This is a genomic window from Actinophytocola sp. (assembly GCF_036002505.1).
Lineage (GTDB): Bacteria > Actinomycetota > Actinomycetes > Mycobacteriales > Pseudonocardiaceae > DASYTH01.
The window spans coordinates 1-19,159 of record NZ_DASYTH010000073.1; the positions used below are offsets into that span (position 1 = coordinate 1).

A 19,159-nucleotide genomic window follows, 5' to 3' on the forward strand; every position below is an offset into this window, starting at 1 on the left:
ACCATGCCGGCCACCTGGTGGTCGCTCGGCTCGACACAATCGAGGCAGAAACTGCACAGGGAACGCGAACCGTCCAGCTGGACGCCGAGATAACCGCAATGACCTTCTCGGGTCCGGACACCTTGATCGTGGCCACGAAACAGGGACTAGCCGCGTTGAACCTCAGCAGCTGGTTCCATGACTGGGCGCAACGGATCCGGTCCGAGACCGAGGATGCAACCGGCGGTGACGAGTACCACGCCCGCGGCTGAGGGGATGGTCAACGGTTGGGCGCCGAGGGCGACTGAGGTAAGGAGGCCGGCGACGGGCATGAGGCCGATGAGGACGCCGGCGCGGTCGGCGCCGAGGGTGGAGACGGCGAAGTACCAGCAGCAGAAGCCGACGGCGGTGACGAGGACGGCGAGGAGGAGCAGGGCGAGGGTTTCACGGGCGGTGGGGAGGCGCCAGGCGGTGGGGCCGTCGAGGGCGGTGGCGAGCAGGCCGCCGAGGGTGGCGGCGAGGAGGCAGCACCAGGTGGAGGTGGCAAGGGCGCCGAGGCGGGTGACGACGCGGACGGCGAGCAGCGTGAACGAGGCTTCGCAGAGCATGGTGAGCACGGCGAGGAGGAGGCCGGGACCGTGCCACGAGCCGCCGCCGGTGAGCACGGCGATGCCGGTGACCACGAGGGACGCGCCGATGATCGTCAACGGGGTGGGGCGGCGGCCGGCCAGGAGCGGCGCGAGCAGGGCGAGGACCAGAGGGGTGCCGCCGAGCAGGGCGGCGACGAAGCCGGGGTCGGCGTAGCGCTGGGCGATGAGCAGGCAGGCGTTGAACCCGAGCATGCCGCTGATCGCGAGGCCGGCCAGGCTGGCCAGGTCGGCGGGCGTGGGGCGGGGCAGGCGGCGGGCCCAGGCGAGCAGGAGCAGGCCGCCGAGGGCGTAGCGGATGGACTGACCGGCCAGCAGCGGGTAGGCGTCGAGCATGCCGGTGACCGGTACCGAGCCGCCGACGATCGTGGCAGCGAGCGCGCCGGAGCCGGTGGCGATCTTGGACGAGGCCATGGCCGGAAGCATCGCGGGCAAGTGGTTCAGGAGTAAGTTCCACTTTGATGGCCGAAGAATGGACCACCTTGCGCGAGCTGTTGCTGCCCGCGGCGGCCGCGACGGGTCGCGGGCGGCATGGGCGCGGCGTCGAGGCCGCGCTGCGGGAGGCGATCCGGGGCGGGCAGCTCGCGCCCGGCACCCGGCTGCCGTCCAGCCGGGACCTGGCCGGACAGCTGGGCATCGCGCGCGGCACGGTGACCGCGGCGTACGGGCAGCTCGTCGCCGAGGGGTTCCTGACCAGCCGGCGCGGCTCGGGCACGGCGGTCGCGGAGTCGTTGGGGTGCACCGTCGCCGGGCCCGTCCCGGACCGGGTGTCGGCGCCGCGCTGGCGGTTCGACCTGCGGCCCGGGCTCCCGGCGCTGAGTGCCTTTCCGCGCCACGAATGGGTGGCCGCGACCAGGCAGGCGCTGTTCGCCCTGCCGGACGAGGCGCTGGGTTATCCGGATCCGGCCGGCCTGCCGGAGTTGCGCGCGGAGCTGGCCGGCTACCTGGGGCGGGTGCGCGCGGTGACCACCACCCCGGACGACATCGTGATCACGCATGGCGCCGCGGAGGGCCTGTCGCTGCTCGGCGGTGTGCTGGCCCGGCACGGCCACGAGGTCGTCGGGATGGAGGACCCCGGCCACGAAGGCCAGGTGGAGTTGTTGCGGGTCAATGGGTTGGCGGCTTGCCCGGTGCCGGTTGACGGCGACGGCATCCGGGTGGACGCGCTCCGGGCGACCCGCTGCCGGGCGGTCGTGATCACCGCGGCGCACCAGTTCCCGATGGGCACCGCGTTGCAACCGGACCGCCGGCACGCCCTGCTGGCCTGGGCCCGGGAGCGGGACGGGCTGGTCATCGAGGACGACTACGACGCCGAGCATCGCTACGACCGGCCAGCGTTGCGAGCGATGCAGGCAATGGACCCGGCCCGGGTGGTCTACGTCGGCAGCGTGAGCAAGACGCTGGCGCCGGCGCTTCGGCTCGGCTGGCTGGTGCTGCCGCCGGCGCTGCGGGCGGACGTGGTGGAGCGGAAGCGGTTGACCGACCTGGGTTGCTCACCGCTGCCCCAGGCCGCGTTCGCACACCTGCTGCGCACCGGCGGCTACGACCGGCACCTGCGCCGGACCCGGCTGCTGTACCGGCGCCGGCGCGACGCGCTGCTGGCCGCGGTGGCCGAGTACCTGCCGGACTGGCAGCCGGTCGGCATCGCGGCGGGCCTGCACGTGCTCTTGCGACTCCCGGACGCACTGAATGACTCCGTTGTGGCACAAAGGATTGCCGAGCGCGGGGGATACGTGCCCGCGCTGTCGGAGTACGCCCGGGGGGCGGCCGGCGCGCCTTATCCCGGCCTCGTCGTCGGGTACGCGGCCACGTCCGCCGACCGGTTACGGGCCGCGGTCATCGAGATCGCCGCGGCCTGCAACGCCTCAGCTACCTGATGCACGCCACCAGGTCGGCGAATGAGCCCGCCGGCAGGACCAGCACCGGTCCCACGGTGTACTTCGAGTCGCGCAGACCGACGGCCTGGCCGGAGAACGCGACCTCGACGCAGTTCGCGTTGTTGGTACTGCGGGAGCTCCTGCGCCAGTGGCCGTTCCGGACATCCAACGCACGCACGAGAATTGCTCCTCTCTAACCCAGCTCCGAGATGACGGACAGGATCAACTCGTTGGTGTCACCGGGCGCCAGGGCCAGATTCAGGATGTTCCGCATGGCCCGCCGGTACCCGGCGAGGTCGGCGTCCTCCTCGAGAAAGATGCCGGTGTCATGGTTCTCCACGAAGGCGAGGCTGGGCTCCTCGGCGAAGTCGAGGATCACGAACGGCCCGCGCAGCCCGGCGTGCGCGCCCGCCGCGGTCGGCACCACGTGCAGGTCGATGTTGGGCCGCTCCGCGATCGCCAGCAGGTGCCGCAGCTGCCGCTTCATGACGCCCGGCTCGCCGACCGGTATCCGCAACGCCACCTCGTGCACGACGGCGAGAAACCGCGGCGCCGTCGCCCTGGTCAGCAACGTCTGCCGCGCCATCCGCGACGCGACCAGGTTGTCCAGCTCGGCGTTCGACAACCGCGGTTCGGTCCCCCGAATCATCGCCGCGCTGTACTCCGACGTCTGCAGCAGCCCCGGGACCACCAGCGCCTCGTAGTTCTGGATCCGGACCGCCTTGTTCTCGAAATCGATCAAAGTCCGCCACAGGTGCGGCAGCCCCGCCTGCCGCTCCCACCACCCCTTCTGGTCCCCTCGCCGCAACAACCCCAACAACTTCTGCTTCTTCCCGGTAGGCACCTGGTAGAAGTCCAACAGGGCGGAGACGTCCTCCACCTGCAACCCACTGTTCCCCGTCTCGATCCGGCTGATCTTGCTAGCCGAGACACCGAGGGTCTTCGCGACCTCCGCGCAACTCAACCCCCGCTTCTCCCGCATGCCCCGCAGCTCCGAGGCCACGGTCCTCGAGCGCATCGAAGTGTGCGGATTTCCAGGCATATGGACAATCCTTGCGAGCCCGCGCACCTCGAACAACTACACGAACGGGCGAAACCTTGCACCGGTTGCAACGCATTCACCCAAACCGACCATCGCGCCCCACGCTCATCGCTTGACCCGCGCCCGCACCGCCAGAACCCCCAAGGCCAACAAGACCGGCCCCACGAACCGAGCGATCATCACCGTCCACGCACCCGCCGACGTCAACGTCTGCCCCGCATCCCTGAACACCACTGCCCCCAACGCGATCCGCAAGCTCTGATCAACCCGCCCCCAACTCCACACATGATCCGCAGGGAGCCCAACTGTCAGGAGCAGCACGGACACAACAGCAACGAGTACAACAATCGCCACAACCGCCCGCCCTGCCCGCTGCCCGTATCCGGATAGCAACCAATAGACAGCAAGAATCCACCGCTCGGCCCATGGAGTTTGATCCGTGCGACGTCGCATCTCCATCTCCCCATAGTAGAAATCGCCCGCCCCAGCCTCATTCTTGCCGTCCTCGTACGCTTTACGAAGGGACCGATACAGCACCGCTATCCGCTCGGGCGGAATCCATTGAGAGTCTTCAAGAAAAGGATGGAATCTATGCCCGCGCCAGATATTTTCCTCGAAAAGAACCTGTCGCCTCGCCCATCGCCAACCACCGGGTGATGTATCAAATGGGCAATACCCCTCAATACGAAGCTGATCAAGCCGATGAGCGTCCGCAAAAACACACAAGCTGAGATCGGTATCGACTAGCACAAGATTGCCGACATCCGTACCATGCAAGGACACCAACGCCGGCCACTGCCCACCCAAGCCTGCGGCTTCGCGCTCACCCTCCCAAGCCGGTAACCACTGCAACTCCAATTCATATGACCCAAAAATCCGACTGGGCGCAATTGAAGAAGGAGCACCAAAAAATGCTCGCTCAGCGACGATCACCGCGTTGGCGACTCGCATGGTTACGCCACCATCGAATTGAGCATCAACGCACCTAATCAGTGCGGCATACACGTCAATATTCACATATCTGTCGAACTTTGTCGCATCCAGAAAGAGCCTATGCGCAACCCACGGCCCAAGTTGTTGCACTCGGTCGAAAGTCGCTCCCTCGAGGTTCACATCTCCGAAAATCACTCGCCAGTGACGGTCTCGCACAGCTTTTGTGAGCCCGACAAGAAGCTCGTTGGTAATAGTGGTTCCGCGGGCGTCGAGATCGGCGCCTGGACCGAGACGGCTCAAAAATTGGGTGAGTTGTTCGGGATGAAGGTGAGTGAGACAGTACTCGAACCCCTCGACCCGAATGCCCGGGCAGCGTTCCTTCGTACGTTGGCAGGTTGGCCAGTTTGACTGGGTCACACGGCGCGGAGGAGATTGACAAAGAAGGCGAAGGGGACGATTAGGGCGGGACCGGTGGGGTTTTTGGAGTCGCGGAGCACTACCGATGAGCCCATGTGGGCGATCTCGACGCAGACGTTGCTGGCGTCGCTGTGGGTGCTTTTGCGCCAGCGGGTGGGGGCCGGGGCGGACATGGCATGCTCCTCATCTAGCTCTCGGCGGCGATCGATTCGATCAGCTCCGCTGTTACGGCCGGTGCAAGGCTCACGTTCAGGATATTCTGCAGGGCCAGTCGGAATCCGGCCAGGTCGGCCTCTTCTTCCAGGAACATGGCGGTGACCTGATTCTCCAGGTGCACCAGGGCCGGCTCATCGGCAAATTCCATGATCATGAACGGACCACGCAGGCCGCCGTTGGCGCCGGCGCGCGTCGGGAGCACGCGCAGGCTGATGTTCTCGCGTTCGCCGATGGTCAGCAGATGCTGGACTTGGCGCTTCATCACGCCGGACCCGCCAACAGGCATGCGTAGGGCGACCTCGTGGATCACGGCGAGGTACTGCGGCGCCGTGGACCGAGTCAGGAAGATCTGGCGGGCCATGCGGGAGGCGACCAGGTTGCCCAGTTCGGCGTTGGTCAAGGTGTCATCGGTGCCGGCGAGGATCGCTTCGCAGTACTCAGCGGTTTGGAGGAGGCCAGGAATCATCAGGGCGTGGTAGGTCTGGATACGGGTGGCCTTGTTTTCGAAGTCGATGAGGGCGCGCCAGAGCTGGGGGAGGCCGGCCTGGCGTTCCCACCAGCCCTTCTCCTCGCCGCGGCGGAGGAGGCCGAGCAGTTCTTGGCGGCGGGGGCCGGGAACCTGGTAGAAGCCGAGGAGCGCGGAGACATCATCGGGTTGGAGGCCGCTGTTGCCCGTCTCGATCCTGCTGATCTTGCTGGCGGAGACCCCGAGTACCTTCGCCACGTCGGCGCAGCTGAGGCCGCGGTTTTCGCGTAGGGTGCGGAGTTCGTGGGCGACGGTGCGAGAGCGGACCGAGGTGTATGAGTTTCCGGGCATGCCGGAATGATCGGTAGTAGTGACCTGGAGGCACAGTCACACAATTGGGGGAATGCGTGCAGCGGTTGCAACGCGATCCACTGCACCAATGGATGAAGGACTTCAGGCCGAGTTCGATCGGCGCAACCTGGCGGATCAAGTCAACGAGAAGGTCTGGCGCATCCCGGCGTACGAGGGACGTGGCCCGGTGACGATGAAGCTCCTGCTGCCCGAGCTGACGATCACCGACTCCGACGGCCGGTTCATCGTCATCTCTCCGCGGCAGTCGGCCGTTCTCGGTTCCCGGCTGGAGACCATCAACGACTGGCTGCAGTACTGCGACGGCGACGGCGAGTGCGATGAATGACGCATTCAGTGCGGTGGGCGCATTGAATGCGTCATTCATCGCACTTCACACCGCACAGCGCAAAGGGCCGCCGTGGTAGCTGACGGCGTCGGTGAACGCGGCCAGCAGATCCATCTCGGAATCGCCGAGTTCGGCGTAGGCGCGATGGAGGTTGAGCACCAGCCGTTCGTCGTCCGGCCACGCGGCGAACTCGCCGTGGTCCACGCGACGCGCGGCCTCCAGAGGGGAAATCTCGTCGGCGAGGCCGGCGCTGGCGGTTTCCAGGATGAAGCGGTAATAGCGACCATGGACGTTCAGCACCGCCTCGAAATCCGCACCAGGAACGAGCGCGCCGTGACCGGGCACCACGTGGGCGGCGCCGAAGGATGCCAACCACTCAAGCGAACGCAACGCCCCGTCCACCGAGCCCATGAACACCAGCGGCGTGACGTCGTGGAAGATCAGGTCACCGGTGAACAGCACGCCGTCGTCGGGCAGCCAGGCCACCACGTCGCCCTGGGTGTGCGCCGGATGCCCGGGATGCCGCAGCTCGACCGGCCGCGTGCCCGCGTACACCGTGATCCGGTCGTGCACGACCACCGCCGGCGGCCGGATGCTCAACGCCCCCCACTCCGGCGACGGCGACCAGATCGGCGGTGTGTTGGCCAGCAGGAAGTCGGCCAGCAGCCCGTCCCGCGTCGCCTGGTGCCCGATGATCACGGCCGACTCGGGCAGCAGGCAGTTGCCATACGTGTGGTCGCCGTGCAGGTGGGTGTTGACCGCGACCCGCACCGGTGCACCACCGGCCACCGAGTCCACCGCGGCCAGGAACCTCCGCGTCCGCACCTCGGTCGCGCAGGTGTCGACGAGCACCGGACCGTCCCCGCCCAGGATCACCCCGGCGTTGTTGATCCACCACGAGCCGTCCGGCTGCACCCATGCCTGCACGCCGTCGACGAGCGGAACGAGACCCGGTTCTGTCACCGCGCCACGGTAGCGAACGGCGGGCCGCGGCGGCACCGGAACGGCGGCACGGAAGGATGTCGCCATGGATCATGAACTGCTCGAACGGGTGCGCGATTTACGGGCGAAAGGCTCCTCCCCCAAGGAGATCGCTCGCGCTACCGGCGCCAAGCTGGCGGTCGTCGCGTCCCTCGTCCGGACCATCGCCGCCGAAGGCGAGCTGGAGCCGCGGGTCGACTGTTGGGTGAGCCCGGGCTGGAGCACAGGCCTCATCGTTCCCGCCGAGCTCGGCTGGCCGGACAACGCCGTCGCAGCTGGCACGGAAGGGCTGTCGAACGTCCTGGTCGCCCGGAAGGAACGGGGCAGCCGGGTGACGATGTGCAGCTACCTCGTGGACACGTACTGCCTGGGCGTCAAGAACGTGATCGGCCCGGACGTCCTGAACAGCCGTGCCGCGACCGAGTTCGCGGCCAGCCTCTTCTCCGCCTATGGCGCACGGCCGCTGTCCGTGCCGTTGGCCATGGCCCAGCACCTCGTGCTCGGCGCGGTCGAGTTCGCGCGGGGCCTGGGCTTCGAGCCGCATCGCGACTTCACGGCGGCGAAGAGTCACCTCGGAGACTGGGCGGGGCCCAGCCCGATCACCTTCGGCCGCGAGGGCAAGCCGTTCTTCATCGCGGGACCGCACGACAACCCGACGCGAATCGTCAAGACCCTCGAGCGGTCGGTCGGGCGCGACAACTTCGACTACGTGATCGGCGTGCCTGCCTGACCCGGGGAAGCAATGTCACATTGCTTTCCACCGCGCGAGGCGATTGTCGGTGGTCGGGGGCAGTATGGGTGCCGTGCTGTTCGCCGAAGTGGTCGCCACGTCCTCGGCCGTGGCGGCGACCCGATCGCGGCTGACCAAGGTCGACGCCCTGGCCGGCCTGCTGCGGCGCGCCGAAGGCCGGCCCGAGGTGGAGACCGTGGTCGCGTTCCTGGCCGGCGCGCCCCGCCAGGGCCGGATCGGCGCCGGCTGGCGCACCCTGGTCGGGCTGGAGACAGCACCGAGCACCGCGGCCTCCCTGACCGTCGCCCAGGTCGACCAGGCGCTCGACGCTGTGTCCCGCACCAACGGCAAGGGCTCCGCGGGCCGGCGCACCGAGTTACTCGGCGCGCTGTTCGCCGCGGCCACCGTCGCCGAGCAGCGCTTCCTGCTGCACCTGCTCACCGGCGAGCTCCGCCAGGGTGCGCTCGAGGGCGTCATGCTGGACGCCATCGCGGCCGCCGGCGGCGTTCCCGGCGAGGCGGTCCGCCGCGCGTTCATGCTCTCCGGCCGGTTACCCGCGACCGCGGCCGCCGCGCTCTCCGGCGGGGTGGAGGCGCTCGCCGGCTTCGGTCTCGAGCTCGGCCGGCCGGTGCGCCCGATGCTGGCCTCGCCGGCCGAGTCGCTGACGGAGGCGTTGACCGAGCTGGGTTCCTGCTCGGTCGAGTACAAGTTGGACGGTGCCCGGATCCAGGTGCACAAGGACGGCGACGACGTGCGCGTCTGGACCAGGACCCTGCGCGAGATCACCGGGAGCGTGCCGGAGCTGGTGCAGCTGGTGCGCGCCCTGCCCTGCCGCTCGGTCGTGCTGGACGGCGAGACGCTGGCGCTGAAGGACGACGGCCGGCCGCGCCCGTTCCAGGAGACGCAGAGCCGCTTCGGCGCGACCCGCGAGCTCGAACTGCTGCTGCACCCGTACTTCTTCGACTGCCTGCACCTGGACGGCACCGACCTGATCGACGCGCCGCTGCGGGAGCGCAACGCCGCTCTCCGCACCGCGGTCGGCGACCTGGTCATCCCGGGTGTGCTCGAGCCGACCGCCGAGCAGGCCGACGCGGTGCTCAGCGGCGCGCTCGACGCCGGCCACGAAGGCGTCGTGGTCAAGGCACTCGACACCACCTACCAGGCCGGCCGCCGTGGCCGCGCCTGGCAGAAGGTCAAGCCGGTGCACACGCTTGACCTGGTGGTGCTGGCCGCGGAGTGGGGCCACGGCCGGCGCACCGGCTACCTGTCCAACCTGCACCTCGGCGCCCGGGACCCGGACGGCGGCCTGCCGGTCATGGTCGGCAAGACGTTCAAGGGCCTCACCGACGAGCTGCTCGCCTGGCAGACCAGCGAGTTCCCCAAGCACGAGGACCACCGCACGGACTGGGTCGTGTACCTGAAACCCGAACTGGTGGTGGAGATCGCACTCGACGGGGTGCAGGCGAGCACCCGCTACCCCGGCGGCGTGGCACTCCGCTTCGCCCGCGTCGTCCGCTACCGTCCGGACAAGGAGCCCGCCGACGCCGACCCCATCGACACGGTGCGCGCCCTGCTGCCGAAGGTGGACCTAGGCTGACACGCTGTGCGGTTCCTCAACGACCTGCGGCCGGGCTTCGACCTGACCTACGACGACGTGTTCCTGGCGCCGAACCGGTCGGCGGTCGAGTCGCGGTTCGACGTCGATCTGTCCACTTCGGACGGTACGGGCGCCACGATTCCCATCGTGGTGGCCAACATGACCTCGGTGGCCGGCAAGCGGATGGCCGAGACGGTGGCCCGGCGCGGCGGCCTGGTCGTGCTGCCGCAGGACGTCGATCCGGCCGTGGTGGCGCAGATCGTCGCCTGGGTGAAGTCCCGGCACCCGGTCTGGGACACGCCGCTGGTGCTCACCGCGGGCGACGCGGTGACCGACGCGCTCAACCTGCTGCCGAAGCGCGCCCACGGCGCCGTCGTCGTGGTGGACAGGGACGGAAAGCCCACCGGCATGGTGGACGAGGCCGCCTGTATGGGTGTCGACCGCTTCACCCGGATCGGTGACGTAGCCGACCCCGACGTGCTCACCGTGCCGCTCGCCATGCCCGCCCGGGAGGTCTTCGAGCACCTGCACGGCCGCACCAGCCGGATCGCGCTCGGCGTGGACGAGCAGGGCCGGCTGGCCGGCGTTCTCACCGAGCTGGGCGCGCTGCGCTCGGAGCTGTACACGCCCGCGGTCGACGGCCACGGCCGGCTGCGGGTGGCCGCCGCGATCGGCGTCAACGGCGATGTCGCGGCCAAGGCGGGGGCGCTGCTCGACGCCGGGATCGACACGCTGGTGGTGGACACCGCGCACGGCCACCAGGAAAAGATGATCTCCGCGTTGAAGGCGGTGCGGTCGGTGGCGCCGCAGGTTCCGATCGTGGCCGGCAACGTGGTCACCGCCGCGGGCGTGCGCGACCTGGTCAACGAGGGCGCGGACGTGGTGAAGGTGGGCGTCGGGCCGGGCGCCATGTGCACCACCCGGATGATGACCGGGGTCGGCCGCCCGCAGTTCTCCGCCGTCGCCGAGTGTGCCCGGCAGGCCCGCGAGCTGGGCGCGCACGTGTGGGCCGACGGCGGCGTGCGGCACCCCCGGGACGTGGCGCTGGCGCTGGCCGCGGGCGCGTCCGCGGTCATGATCGGGTCGTGGTTCGCCGGCACCTACGAGTCGCCGGGCGACCTGCAGCGCGACGAGACCGGTCAGCCGTTCAAGGAGTCGTTCGGCATGGCCTCCAAGCGTGCGGTCACCGCGCGGACCCGCGGCGACAACGCGTTCGACCGGGCCCGCAAGGCACTGTTCGAGGAGGGCATCTCGTCCTCCCGGATGCGGCTCGACCCGGCCGCGCCGAGCGTGGAGGACCTGCTCGACTCGATCTGCTATGGCGTCCGCTCGGCCTGCACCTACGCCGGCGGTCGTAACCTGGAGGAGTTCCACGCCCGCGCGGTGATCGGGGTGCAGTCCACCGCCGGGTTCGCCGAAGGCCGGCCGCTCCCCCGCGGCTGGTAGATCTCACGTTCACTAAATAATAGGTTGACACCCACTATATGGTGGTCCTCGTGAGTGCCGTTGAGGTCACCGACCTTGTCAAGCTGTACAAGAAGAATCCCAAACCGGCCGTCGACGGGCTGAGCTTCTCCGTCGAGCACGGCGAGATCTTCGGCCTGCTGGGGCCGAACGGCGCCGGCAAGACCACCACGGTCGGCGTACTCACCACGCGGGTGCTGCCGACTTCGGGGAAGGCCGTGGTCGAGGGCGTCGACGTGGTCGCCGACCCGACCGCCGCCCGCCAGTTGCTGGCCGTCGTGCCGCAGCGCAACAACCTCGACCGGTCGCTGAACATCCGGCAGAACCTGCTGTTCCACGCGGCGTACCACGGCGTGGGCCGGGCCGAGCGCAACCGCCTGGCCGACGAGATCCTCGAGCGGATGGGGCTCACCGAGAAGGCGAGCGACCGCATCGAGATCGTCTCCGGTGGCCAGGCGCAGCGGGTGATGATCGCCCGCGCGCTCATGCACAAGCCGAAGGTGATGTTCCTCGACGAGCCGTCGACCGGGCTCGACCCGCAGGCCCGGCTGTTCGTGCACGACCGGATCACCGAGCTGCGCGACGAGGGCGTCACCGTCGTGCTCACCACGCACGACATGGACGAGGCGGCGAAGCTCGCCGACCGGGTGGGGATCATCGACCACGGCAAGCTGCTCGCCCTGGACACGCCGGACGGCCTGATGCGCGGGCTGCCCGGCAGCACCACGCTGACCGTGACGGTGAACCTGGACGGCCGGGACGGCGGCCAGGTCGCCGACTCTTTGTCTCATGTGGACGGTGTGGAGCGGGTCGAGCGGATCACCGCGTCCGCCGGCGGAATGCCCGCCATACCTCCAGGAATGATCCCTGGTATGCCGCCCGGCGGGCTTCCCGGGGGCATGCCCCCAGGGATCCCAGGTGGCAACGGCGCCGGAGCGGCCACGCAGGGCCAGTTCCGGCTCTACACCGCCTACGAGCCGGCCGCGGTGCTGCCCTCGGTGCTGAAGGTGCTCGGCGACGTCGGCTGCGACGTGACGGGGTTGAGCATCGGCACGCCGAGCCTCGAGGACGTGTTCATCCACCTGACCGGACGGGAGCTGCGATGACCGCGACGACCACCGCCGAGCCGCCGGCGCCGGCCACCACCGGCACCGTGCGGATCTCGTTGCGCACCTTCGGATCCGTGCTGTGGCGGGACATCTTCGTGACCTGGCGTGAGCTGGTGCCGTTCCTGCTCCAGGTCGTGGTGCAGCCGTTCTTCACGCTGTTCATCTTCGGCAAGGTGCTCACCAGCATGGGCTACGTCGGCGGGGACTACACCGCCATCCTGCTGCCCGGAATCGTCGCCCTGAACGGTTTTTTGGGTGCGCTGCAGAACACCACGATGCCGCTGATCATGGACTTCTCGTGGACCCGGGAGATCGAGGACCGGCTGCTCGCGCCGCTGCCGATCCCCTTGGTGGCCATCGAGAAGATCCTGTTCGGCGCGATGCGCGGGATCGCCGCGGCGCTGATCATGGTCCCGGTCGGCTTCCTGATCCTGGACAACGTGTCCTGGCCGGCGTCGTCCTGGCTGCCGGTGGCCGGCATCGTGGTCCTCGGCTCGATCGTCGGCGCCGCGATCGGGATGACGATCGGCACGCTGGTCACCCCGCGCCGGATCAACATCATGTTCGCGGTGATCCTGATGCCGCTGATGTTCACCGGCTCCACCCAGTTCCCGTGGATGGGCCTCGAGCACGTCCGCTGGTTCCAGGTGGTGTGCGCGCTCAACCCGCTGACCTATGTCAGCGAGGGCATGCGCGCGGAGCTCGTGCCGCAGGTGTCGCACATTCCCATGTGGATCGACGTGCTGGTGATGGTCGCCGCCTGCGGGGTGTTCGGCGCGATCGGCGTCAAGGGCTTCCTGCGCCGCGCCCTGGACTGAATGCCCTGAAGGCCGCCTTCGGGGCAGTGAGCGTCCCGAAGGCGGCCTTCCTGGCGGTCAGTGCCCGTACTGCACCCTTGCCTTGCGCGGCAGCAGGAACCCGACCAGGAACGCCACCACGATCAGTCCGAACGTGACCACCGCAGCCTGCCCCGCGCCGTCCAGAGCGGACTGCAGACGCACCCCGCGGCCGTGCCCGCCGAGCAGGCTGAAGAACACCGTGCCGATCACCGCGACCCCCAGCGAGATGCCCAGCTGCTCGAACGAGCCGAGCGCGCCGGACGCCGAGCCGACCTCGTGGTCGGCCACGTCGCCGAGCACGATGTCGAACAGCGGCACGAAGATCATGCCCATGCCCAGCCCGCCGATCACGTTCGGCACCACGAAGTCCCAGCCGTCGATGCCCGTCCCGGCCGCCGCGTACACCAGGTACAACCCGGCCACGCCCGCGCCCATCAGCGCCAGCCCGAGGTGCAGGATCCGCCGGCCCAGCTTGTGCATCAGCGTCCCGCCGACCGCGGACCCGGCCATCGCGCCGAACGCCCACGGCGCCATCGTCAGGCTCGCCCCGATCGGGCTGTAGCCCAGGCCGAGCTGCAGGAAGACCCCGACGATGAACATCCCGCCCATGGCCGCGAAGAAGATCACCGCGAACAGCACGCCGGAGACGTAGGACCGCCGGGCGAACACGCTCGTCTCGATCAGCTGCGACCGGCCGGCGCGCTTGCGGCTGACCTGGTGCCGCCCGAACGCCACCAGCACGGCCACCGCCGCCACCAGCATGACCAGCGTCCACGCCGGCCAGCCCAGCTCACGCCCCTGCACCAGCGGGTAGATCAGCATGAAGGTGCCCACCGCGGCCAGCGCGACGCCCCCGAGATCCAGTTTCGCGCGCGTCGTCGCCTGGGTCGCCGGCAGGAACTTCGCGGCCACGGTGAACGCGAACGCCGCGACCGGCAGGTTGATCAGGAAGATCGCGCGCCAGCCCGCGAGGTCGGCCAGCCCGCCGCCGATCACCGGACCGAGCATCGCGGACAGCCCCATCACCGGCCCGAACACGCCCCACGCCTTCGCCATCTCGTTGGGCGGGAACAGGTCCCGGATCAACCCGAACCCCTGCGGGATCATCACCGCGCTGAACGCCCCCTGCAGCACCCGGCACGTGATCAGCATCCCCGGCGTCGCCGCCACCGCACAGCTGAGCGAAGCCACCGCGAACCCGCCGACCCCGATGAGCAGCATGCGCCGCCGCCCGAACATGTCCCCCAACCGCCCGCCGATCAGCAGCAGCACGGCCAGCGCCATCGTGTACCCCGCCCCCATCCACTGCAGGCTGGCGTACGACCCACCGAGATCGCGCTGGATCGCCGGCGCCGCCACCCCGACGATCGTCGAGTCGAGCAAATCCATCACCGTCGCCGCCAACACCCCCGCATACGCCAACCACCGCCACCGGTACGGCGCGACCTGACCCTCGCTCGGAGCCTCCAGCACTGCGGTCATCCTGACCTCCACCGATCGGAACGAACTGTTCTGTTCTAACCATAGCAGAACGGAACGGTTTGTTCTGTTTGCGGGTGCGAAGGATCTGGAACATGCCATAAAGGCCGCCTTCGAGACGCTCACCGTCCCGAAGGCGGCCTTCAAGGCATCGCGGTCAGGGGGTGTGCTCCTCGAGCATCTCGGTGACGAGGGCGGCGATCGGGGAGCGTTCGGAGCGGGTGAGGGTGACGTGGGCGAAGAGGGGGTGGCCCTTGAGCTTCTCGATCACCGCGGCGACGCCGTCGTGGCGGCCTACGCGGAGATTGTCGCGCTGAGCGACGTCGTGGGTGAGGACGACGCGGGAGCCGGTGCCGAGGCGCGACAGGACGGTGAGGAGCACGTTGCGTTCCAAGGACTGGGCTTCGTCGACGATGACGAAGGAGTCGTGCAGCGAGCGGCCGCGGATGTGGGTGAGGGGGAGGACCTCGAGCATGCCACGGTCGAGGACCTCGTCGATGACGGCCTGGGTGACGAGGGCGCCGAGGGTGTCGAAGACGGCCTGGGCCCAGGGTTGCATCTTCTCGGACTCGGAGCCGGGGAGGTAGCCGAGGTCCTGGCCGCCGACCGGGTAGACGGGCCGAAACACCACGACGCGGCGGTGCTGGCCGCGTTCCATGACGGCTTCCAGGCCGGCGCACAGGGCCAGGGCCGACTTGCCGGTACCGGCGCGGCCACCCAGCGACACGATGCCGACCTCGGGGTCGAGCAGCAGGTCGAGGGCGACGCGCTGCTCGGCGGACCGGCCGTGCAGGCCGAACGCCTCGCGGTCACCGCGGACGAGCCGAACATGCTTGTCCCGGTTGACCCGGCCGAGGGCGCTGGCGGAGTTGGCCAGCAGCCGCAGGCCGGTGTGGCAGGGGAGTTCGCCCGTCGCGTCGACGCCGTAGTCGGTGAGGTCGACGGTGCCGTCCCGGTACAGCGAGTCGAGGGCGTCCGACGGCACGTCCACGTCGGCCATGCCGGTCCAGCCGGAGGGGGTGACCTCCTGGGCGCGGTACTCGTCGGCCTCCAGCCCGACGGCGGCCGCCTTCACGCGCAGCGGGATGTCCTTGGTGACCAGCACGACGGACGGGATGTGCGCGGCCAGGTTGAGCGCGCAGGCAAGGATGCGGGAGTCGTTGGAGTCGGCGCGAAAGCCGGGCGGGAGCACCTCGGGGTCGGAGTGGTTCAGCTCGACGTGCAGCGTGCCGCCCGTGGTGCCGACCGGGATCGGCTTGTCCAACCGCCCGTGCGACAGGCGCAGGTCATCCAGCAGGCGCAGCGCCTCCCGGGCGAACCAGCCCAGCTCGGGGTGGTGACGCTTGCCCTCGAGTTCGCCGATCACGACCAGCGGTAGGACCACGGCGTGCTCGGCGAAGCGGGTGACCGCCCACGGGTCGGAGAGCAGCACGGACGTGTCCAGCACGTACGTGCGGCGGCCGGCCTCGGAGGTGGTGCGCCTGGACGGACGAGAAGCAGTCACGGCAACTCCTCTGCGAACGCGACACCCACGTCCGCGCCTCGAAGGGCCGGGCACCACCCAGGCTGGCCGGTTCGCCATCCGCCGTTCGCGGCGTCAGGCTCTCCGCCCATGAGGGCCGGGTGCCGGCCCTCTCGCGATCGCTACCGTCACGACCAGGGCCTCCCGGATGAGTCGCGCTGGCACGACCCATCACTTCGGACGCTACCTGCGCGCACCCCCGCTGGACAGCCAGCCACACAGGTGATTTTGCCGGGACGACGACCCGATTACTGTCCGTAGCCAGGCCACCCGGCCCGGGAACCGCCGCCCGGATGCGGTGCCGCCCACCCCCCGGCGAACCAACTACGCAGCCGAATTCTTTACCCAAAAGTAGAACCGGAATTGGTGAATCTCGCAAAACTCGCGACACGAAGGAGTAATCGAGGATGCCCGGCCGGAGAACGGCGATCGGATCTTGTCCGACGAGGTATCCACGGCGGGGACCAACGAGTTCCTCGATACCCCAACCGCAAAAGGAGATGGACTACGCGCTGAAGAAGGTTGGCCTTGTCGCCGTCGCGACAATCGGGCTTTCGCTTGCCGCCACGCCGGCTTTCGCCACCCCGGCGACGCCGGGCACCAACCACGTCGCGGTCGCCAAGCCGCGCTGCGGCGTGCCGTCGACCTGCGACCCCGAGCCCACGTTCGGGACCGCGTACTGGACGTTCATCGACGGTGGCGCTGACCTCGGTCGCGGCGCCGCCGAGATCATCGCCGCGGCGTACACGGGCATCGCCCTGACCCCGGCGCTGATCGCGCGCTCGTTCACGCCGAACTGCGGCGGCGACTGCTGAGTTAACCTCATGGTGGGGGCCGGGAAATCGTTTCCCGGGCCTTTCCTTTTATGACCCGAATCTGCGGTGCCGAATGGCGTAGTCGCGCAAAGCCCGGAGGAAGTCGGTGCGCCGGAAGTCCGGCCAGTACGCCTCACAGAACCAGAACTCGGAATGCGCCGACTGCCACAGCATGAATCCGGAGAGACGCTGCTCGCCGGAGGGCCGGATAATCAGGTCGGGGTCGGGCTGGCCGGACGTGTACAAATGCTCGGCGATGTGGTCGACGTCGAGCACCTCGGCCAGCTCCTCGATCGAGGTGCCCTCCTCGATGTGCTGCTGCAGCAGCTTACGCACCGCGTCCGCGATCTCCCGGCGGCCGCCATAGCCGACCGCGATGTTGACCTCCATGCCGGTCTTGCCTTCAGTCCGGCTCGAGGCGGCCACCAGCCGGTCCGCCGTCTCCGCCGGCAGCACGTCGAGCGCTCCGATGATCCGCACCCGCCACGGGTTGGCCGGTTCGGCCAGCTCGTCGACCACGTCGGTGATGATCTCCAGCAGCGGACCGAGCTCGCTCTCCGGCCGGTTGACGTTGTCGGTGGACAGCAGCCACAGCGTGACGACCTCGACGCCGCCCTCGTTGCACCAGCCGAGCAGCTCGGCGATCCGCCGGGCGCCGGCCCGGTGACCGTCGGTCACGTCGGTGAACCCCGCCTGGCGGGCCCACCGCCGGTTGCCGTCCAACATGACCCCCACGTGGCGGGGCCGGTTGCCGGCCGCCTGCTGGATGAGCCGCTTGTCGTAGAGGCCGTAAACGATCTTGGCGACGCGCCTGCGAAGACTCACGTCCCTGCACGGTACGCCCAACCCGCCGCAACGGGCACACTGGAAGGCATGACCGGCCAGGGAAGCAGACACCGCACCGAGATCGACCCACGGTGGCAGGACATCGAGGTCATCGAGCGGCTGGTGCACGAGTCGAGAACGGTGGCCGTGCTGGGCCTGTCCGCCGATCCGCACCGGCCGAGCCACGGCGTGGCCCGCTACCTGCGCTCCAGCGGCCTGACGATCCTCCCGGTCAACCCCGGGCTGACCAGCTGGGAGGGACTGCGCGCCTACCCGTCGCTCGACGCGCTGCCCGAAGCCCCGGACATCGTCGACGTGTTCCGCCGCCCGGAGTTCACGGTGGAGATCGCCAAGCAGGCCGTCGCGATCGGCGCCGGCGCCCTCTGGCTGCAGCTCGGCGTGATCAACGAAGAGGCCGCCCGCATCGCCGCGGACGCCGGCCTGGACGTGGTGATGGACCGCTGCCTCGCCGTCGAGCATCGCGAGGTCGTCGGCTGGAGTTAACTGTGCTTACGACCACAGTTACCCGGCCCTAACCTACGGTCCCGTAACCTGGATTTCGTGCCTGCCACGACACTCGAACAGCCGCCGACCCCGTACGTCAAGCCGCGGATGCGCGGTGTGATCCACTACTGGTCGTTCCTGGTCTCGGTGGCCACCGGCGCCGTCCTGATCACGCTGGCCGCGTGGACCGTGTCCGGCAAGGCCGCGCTCGCCACATCGGTCTACGGCGCCACCGTGCTCGGCATGTTCGGGGTCAGCGCGCTCTACCACCGCCGCTGGTGGGTCAGCCTGCGGGTACGCGCCTGGATGAAACGCCTCGACCACTCGATGATCTTCCTGTTCATCGCCGGCACCTACACCCCGTTCATGCTCCTGGCCGTGCCGCCCCCCAGCGGCTACATCGTGCTGGGCGTGGTCTGGGGCGGCGCGATCCTCGGCGTCGCGCTCAAACTCTTCTGGCCGCACGCCCCCCGCTGGCTCGGCACCCCGATCTACCTCGCCCTCGGCTGGGTCGCCGTCTTCGTCTTCCCCGAGCTCGTAGCCCACGCCGGCGTCGCCGCCCTCGTCCTGCTCCTGGTCGGCGGCTTCTTCTACACCCTCGGCGCCGTCTTCTACGCCACCCGCTGGCCCAACCCGTGGCCACATGTGTTCGGCCACCACGAGTTCTTCCACGCCGCCACGGTCCTCGCCGCGATCACCCACTACATCGCGATCTGGCTGGCGATGTACCCCTAGAGCTCCGGGCCCTGGGCGCGAAGGTCGTCGACCTTGGACATCGCGTCGCGGAGGTCGGTGAGCCAGGATTCGGCGTGTTCGCCGACGAGGCGGACGGCCCAGGCCAGGGCCTCTGAGCGGGAGCGGGCTACGCCGGCGTCGACGAGGGTGTCGAGGATGAGGCGTTCGGGTTGGCGGAGGCGGGTCATCACCGGGACGGAGTGGGTGGTGAAGAGCTGCTCGGTGGCGCCGATCTTGGCGCCCCACGCCACCTTTCGGCCGTAGCGGTGCTCGGCTTGGCGGGCG

Annotated in this window: 20 protein-coding genes and 1 pseudogene; 10 read left to right on the forward strand and 11 right to left on the reverse strand. The window is 69.2% G+C overall.

Annotated features, from left to right (window positions below):
- Positions 1-146: 146 nt before the first annotated feature.
- Positions 147-1,040 (reverse strand): DMT family transporter, encoded by an 894-nt coding sequence (locus VGR06_RS05370; protein ID WP_327557832.1) that lies wholly within the window; start codon positions 1,038-1,040, stop codon positions 147-149.
- A gap of 47 nt (positions 1,041-1,087) precedes the next feature.
- On the opposite strand from VGR06_RS05370, the gene VGR06_RS05375 reads away from it, so the two are divergent.
- A complete protein-coding gene (locus VGR06_RS05375; RefSeq protein ID WP_327557833.1) occupies positions 1,088-2,503 on the forward strand; it encodes a PLP-dependent aminotransferase family protein in 1,416 nt (471 codons plus the stop codon).
- Here VGR06_RS05375 and VGR06_RS05380 read toward each other — a convergent pair.
- From VGR06_RS05380 to VGR06_RS05400, 5 genes are all read right to left on the reverse strand, one after another.
- A complete protein-coding gene (locus tag VGR06_RS05380) occupies positions 2,496-2,681 on the reverse strand; it encodes a DUF397 domain-containing protein (protein WP_327557834.1) in 186 nt (61 codons plus the stop codon). The genes VGR06_RS05375 and VGR06_RS05380 overlap by 8 nt on opposite strands.
- A 15-nt stretch (positions 2,682-2,696) precedes the next feature.
- Complete coding sequence (locus VGR06_RS05385) at positions 2,697-3,521, reverse strand: helix-turn-helix transcriptional regulator (RefSeq protein WP_327557835.1); 825 nt, start codon at positions 3,519-3,521, stop codon at positions 2,697-2,699.
- A 129-nt stretch (positions 3,522-3,650) separates the two neighbouring features.
- Positions 3,651-4,895 (reverse strand): hypothetical protein, encoded by a 1,245-nt coding sequence (locus VGR06_RS05390; RefSeq protein ID WP_327557836.1) that lies wholly within the window; start codon positions 4,893-4,895, stop codon positions 3,651-3,653.
- Complete coding sequence (locus tag VGR06_RS05395) at positions 4,892-5,068, reverse strand: DUF397 domain-containing protein (protein ID WP_327557837.1); 177 nt, start codon at positions 5,066-5,068, stop codon at positions 4,892-4,894. The genes VGR06_RS05390 and VGR06_RS05395 overlap by 4 nt, the downstream gene beginning before the upstream one ends.
- Before the next feature lie 14 nt (positions 5,069-5,082).
- Positions 5,083-5,928 carry a helix-turn-helix transcriptional regulator gene (locus VGR06_RS05400; protein ID WP_327557838.1) on the reverse strand — a complete coding sequence of 282 codons (846 nt, stop codon included), beginning with the start codon at positions 5,926-5,928 and terminating at the stop codon, positions 5,083-5,085.
- 88 nt (positions 5,929-6,016) lie between these two features.
- Between VGR06_RS05400 and VGR06_RS05405 the strand changes: the two genes are divergently transcribed.
- Positions 6,017-6,274 carry a hypothetical protein gene (locus VGR06_RS05405; RefSeq protein WP_327557839.1) on the forward strand — a complete coding sequence of 86 codons (258 nt, stop codon included), beginning with the start codon at positions 6,017-6,019 and terminating at the stop codon, positions 6,272-6,274.
- 45 nt (positions 6,275-6,319) lie between these two features.
- Here the strand turns inward: VGR06_RS05405 and VGR06_RS05410 are convergent, their stop codons facing one another.
- Complete coding sequence (locus tag VGR06_RS05410; RefSeq protein WP_327557840.1) at positions 6,320-7,237, reverse strand: MBL fold metallo-hydrolase; 918 nt, start codon at positions 7,235-7,237, stop codon at positions 6,320-6,322.
- Positions 7,238-7,301: 64 nt separating this feature from the next.
- On the opposite strand from VGR06_RS05410, the gene VGR06_RS05415 reads away from it, so the two are divergent.
- The 5 genes from VGR06_RS05415 to VGR06_RS05435 all read left to right on the forward strand — a co-directional run bounded on the left by VGR06_RS05415 (position 7,302) and on the right by VGR06_RS05435 (position 12,973).
- On the forward strand, positions 7,302-7,985 hold the full coding sequence (locus VGR06_RS05415) for a helix-turn-helix domain-containing protein (RefSeq protein WP_327557841.1): 684 nt from the start codon (positions 7,302-7,304) through the stop codon (positions 7,983-7,985).
- A gap of 73 nt (positions 7,986-8,058) precedes the next feature.
- Positions 8,059-9,582 (forward strand): ATP-dependent DNA ligase, encoded by a 1,524-nt coding sequence (locus VGR06_RS05420; protein WP_327557842.1) that lies wholly within the window; start codon positions 8,059-8,061, stop codon positions 9,580-9,582.
- 6 nt (positions 9,583-9,588) lie between these two features.
- Positions 9,589-11,028 (forward strand): GuaB1 family IMP dehydrogenase-related protein, encoded by a 1,440-nt coding sequence (locus tag VGR06_RS05425; protein WP_327557843.1) that lies wholly within the window; start codon positions 9,589-9,591, stop codon positions 11,026-11,028.
- A 38-nt stretch (positions 11,029-11,066) separates the two neighbouring features.
- On the forward strand, positions 11,067-12,152 hold the full coding sequence (locus VGR06_RS05430) for an ABC transporter ATP-binding protein (protein WP_327557844.1): 1,086 nt from the start codon (positions 11,067-11,069) through the stop codon (positions 12,150-12,152).
- The gene (locus VGR06_RS05435) at positions 12,149-12,973 is read left to right on the forward strand and encodes an ABC transporter permease (protein ID WP_327557845.1); all 825 of its coding nucleotides are present in this window, start codon (positions 12,149-12,151) and stop codon (positions 12,971-12,973) included. Before VGR06_RS05430 ends, VGR06_RS05435 begins: the two co-directional genes overlap by 4 nt.
- 57 nt (positions 12,974-13,030) lie before the next feature.
- On the opposite strand, the gene VGR06_RS05440 is transcribed toward VGR06_RS05435, so the two are convergent.
- The gene (locus VGR06_RS05440; RefSeq protein WP_327557846.1) at positions 13,031-14,476 is read right to left on the reverse strand and encodes an MFS transporter; all 1,446 of its coding nucleotides are present in this window, start codon (positions 14,474-14,476) and stop codon (positions 13,031-13,033) included.
- Positions 14,477-14,630: 154 nt separating this feature from the next.
- A complete protein-coding gene (locus tag VGR06_RS05445; protein WP_414637154.1) occupies positions 14,631-15,977 on the reverse strand; it encodes a PhoH family protein in 1,347 nt (448 codons plus the stop codon).
- A 518-nt stretch (positions 15,978-16,495) separates the two neighbouring features.
- On the opposite strand from VGR06_RS05445, the gene VGR06_RS05450 reads away from it, so the two are divergent.
- Positions 16,496-16,810 carry a hypothetical protein gene (locus VGR06_RS05450; RefSeq protein WP_327557847.1) on the forward strand — a complete coding sequence of 105 codons (315 nt, stop codon included), beginning with the start codon at positions 16,496-16,498 and terminating at the stop codon, positions 16,808-16,810.
- Positions 16,811-16,858: 48 nt separating this feature from the next.
- Here VGR06_RS05450 and VGR06_RS05455 read toward each other — a convergent pair whose 3' ends face one another.
- Entirely contained in the window at positions 16,859-17,635 is a 777-nt protein-coding gene (locus tag VGR06_RS05455; RefSeq protein WP_327557848.1) for an isoprenyl transferase, read from the reverse strand.
- 48 nt (positions 17,636-17,683) lie between these two features.
- Here VGR06_RS05455 and VGR06_RS05460 point away from each other — a divergent pair, with 48 nt between their 5' ends.
- Entirely contained in the window at positions 17,684-18,139 is a 456-nt protein-coding gene (locus VGR06_RS05460; protein WP_327557849.1) for a CoA-binding protein, read from the forward strand.
- Positions 18,140-18,247: 108 nt separating this feature from the next.
- Entirely contained in the window at positions 18,248-18,874 is a 627-nt protein-coding gene (trhA, locus tag VGR06_RS05465) for a PAQR family membrane homeostasis protein TrhA (protein WP_327557851.1), read from the forward strand.
- Here the strand turns inward: trhA and VGR06_RS05470 are convergent.
- Positions 18,871-19,159, reverse strand: a pseudogene (locus VGR06_RS05470) (hypothetical protein); the annotation flags it as partial. The gene trhA and the pseudogene VGR06_RS05470 sit on opposite strands and share 4 nt — an antisense overlap.

Coding starts and splice junctions, on each gene's coding strand:
- VGR06_RS05370 (WP_327557832.1), bottom strand. CDS start 1,040: ATGGCCTCGTCCAAGATCGCCACCGGCTCCGGCGCGCTCGCTGCCACG.
- VGR06_RS05375 (WP_327557833.1), top strand. CDS start 1,088: ATGGCCGAAGAATGGACCACCTTGCGCGAGCTGTTGCTGCCCGCGGCG.
- VGR06_RS05385 (WP_327557835.1), bottom strand. CDS start 3,521: ATGCGCTCGAGGACCGTGGCCTCGGAGCTGCGGGGCATGCGGGAGAAG.
- VGR06_RS05395 (WP_327557837.1), bottom strand. CDS start 5,068: ATGTCCGCCCCGGCCCCCACCCGCTGGCGCAAAAGCACCCACAGCGAC.
- VGR06_RS05400 (WP_327557838.1), bottom strand. CDS start 5,928: ATGCCCGGAAACTCATACACCTCGGTCCGCTCTCGCACCGTCGCCCAC.
- VGR06_RS05405 (WP_327557839.1), top strand. CDS start 6,017: ATGGATGAAGGACTTCAGGCCGAGTTCGATCGGCGCAACCTGGCGGAT.
- VGR06_RS05415 (WP_327557841.1), top strand. CDS start 7,302: ATGGATCATGAACTGCTCGAACGGGTGCGCGATTTACGGGCGAAAGGC.
- VGR06_RS05430 (WP_327557844.1), top strand. CDS start 11,067: ATGGTGGTCCTCGTGAGTGCCGTTGAGGTCACCGACCTTGTCAAGCTG.
- VGR06_RS05435 (WP_327557845.1), top strand. CDS start 12,149: ATGACCGCGACGACCACCGCCGAGCCGCCGGCGCCGGCCACCACCGGC.
- VGR06_RS05440 (WP_327557846.1), bottom strand. CDS start 14,476: ATGACCGCAGTGCTGGAGGCTCCGAGCGAGGGTCAGGTCGCGCCGTAC.
- VGR06_RS05450 (WP_327557847.1), top strand. CDS start 16,496: ATGGACTACGCGCTGAAGAAGGTTGGCCTTGTCGCCGTCGCGACAATC.
- VGR06_RS05460 (WP_327557849.1), top strand. CDS start 17,684: ATGACCGGCCAGGGAAGCAGACACCGCACCGAGATCGACCCACGGTGG.
- trhA (WP_327557851.1), top strand. CDS start 18,248: ATGCGCGGTGTGATCCACTACTGGTCGTTCCTGGTCTCGGTGGCCACC.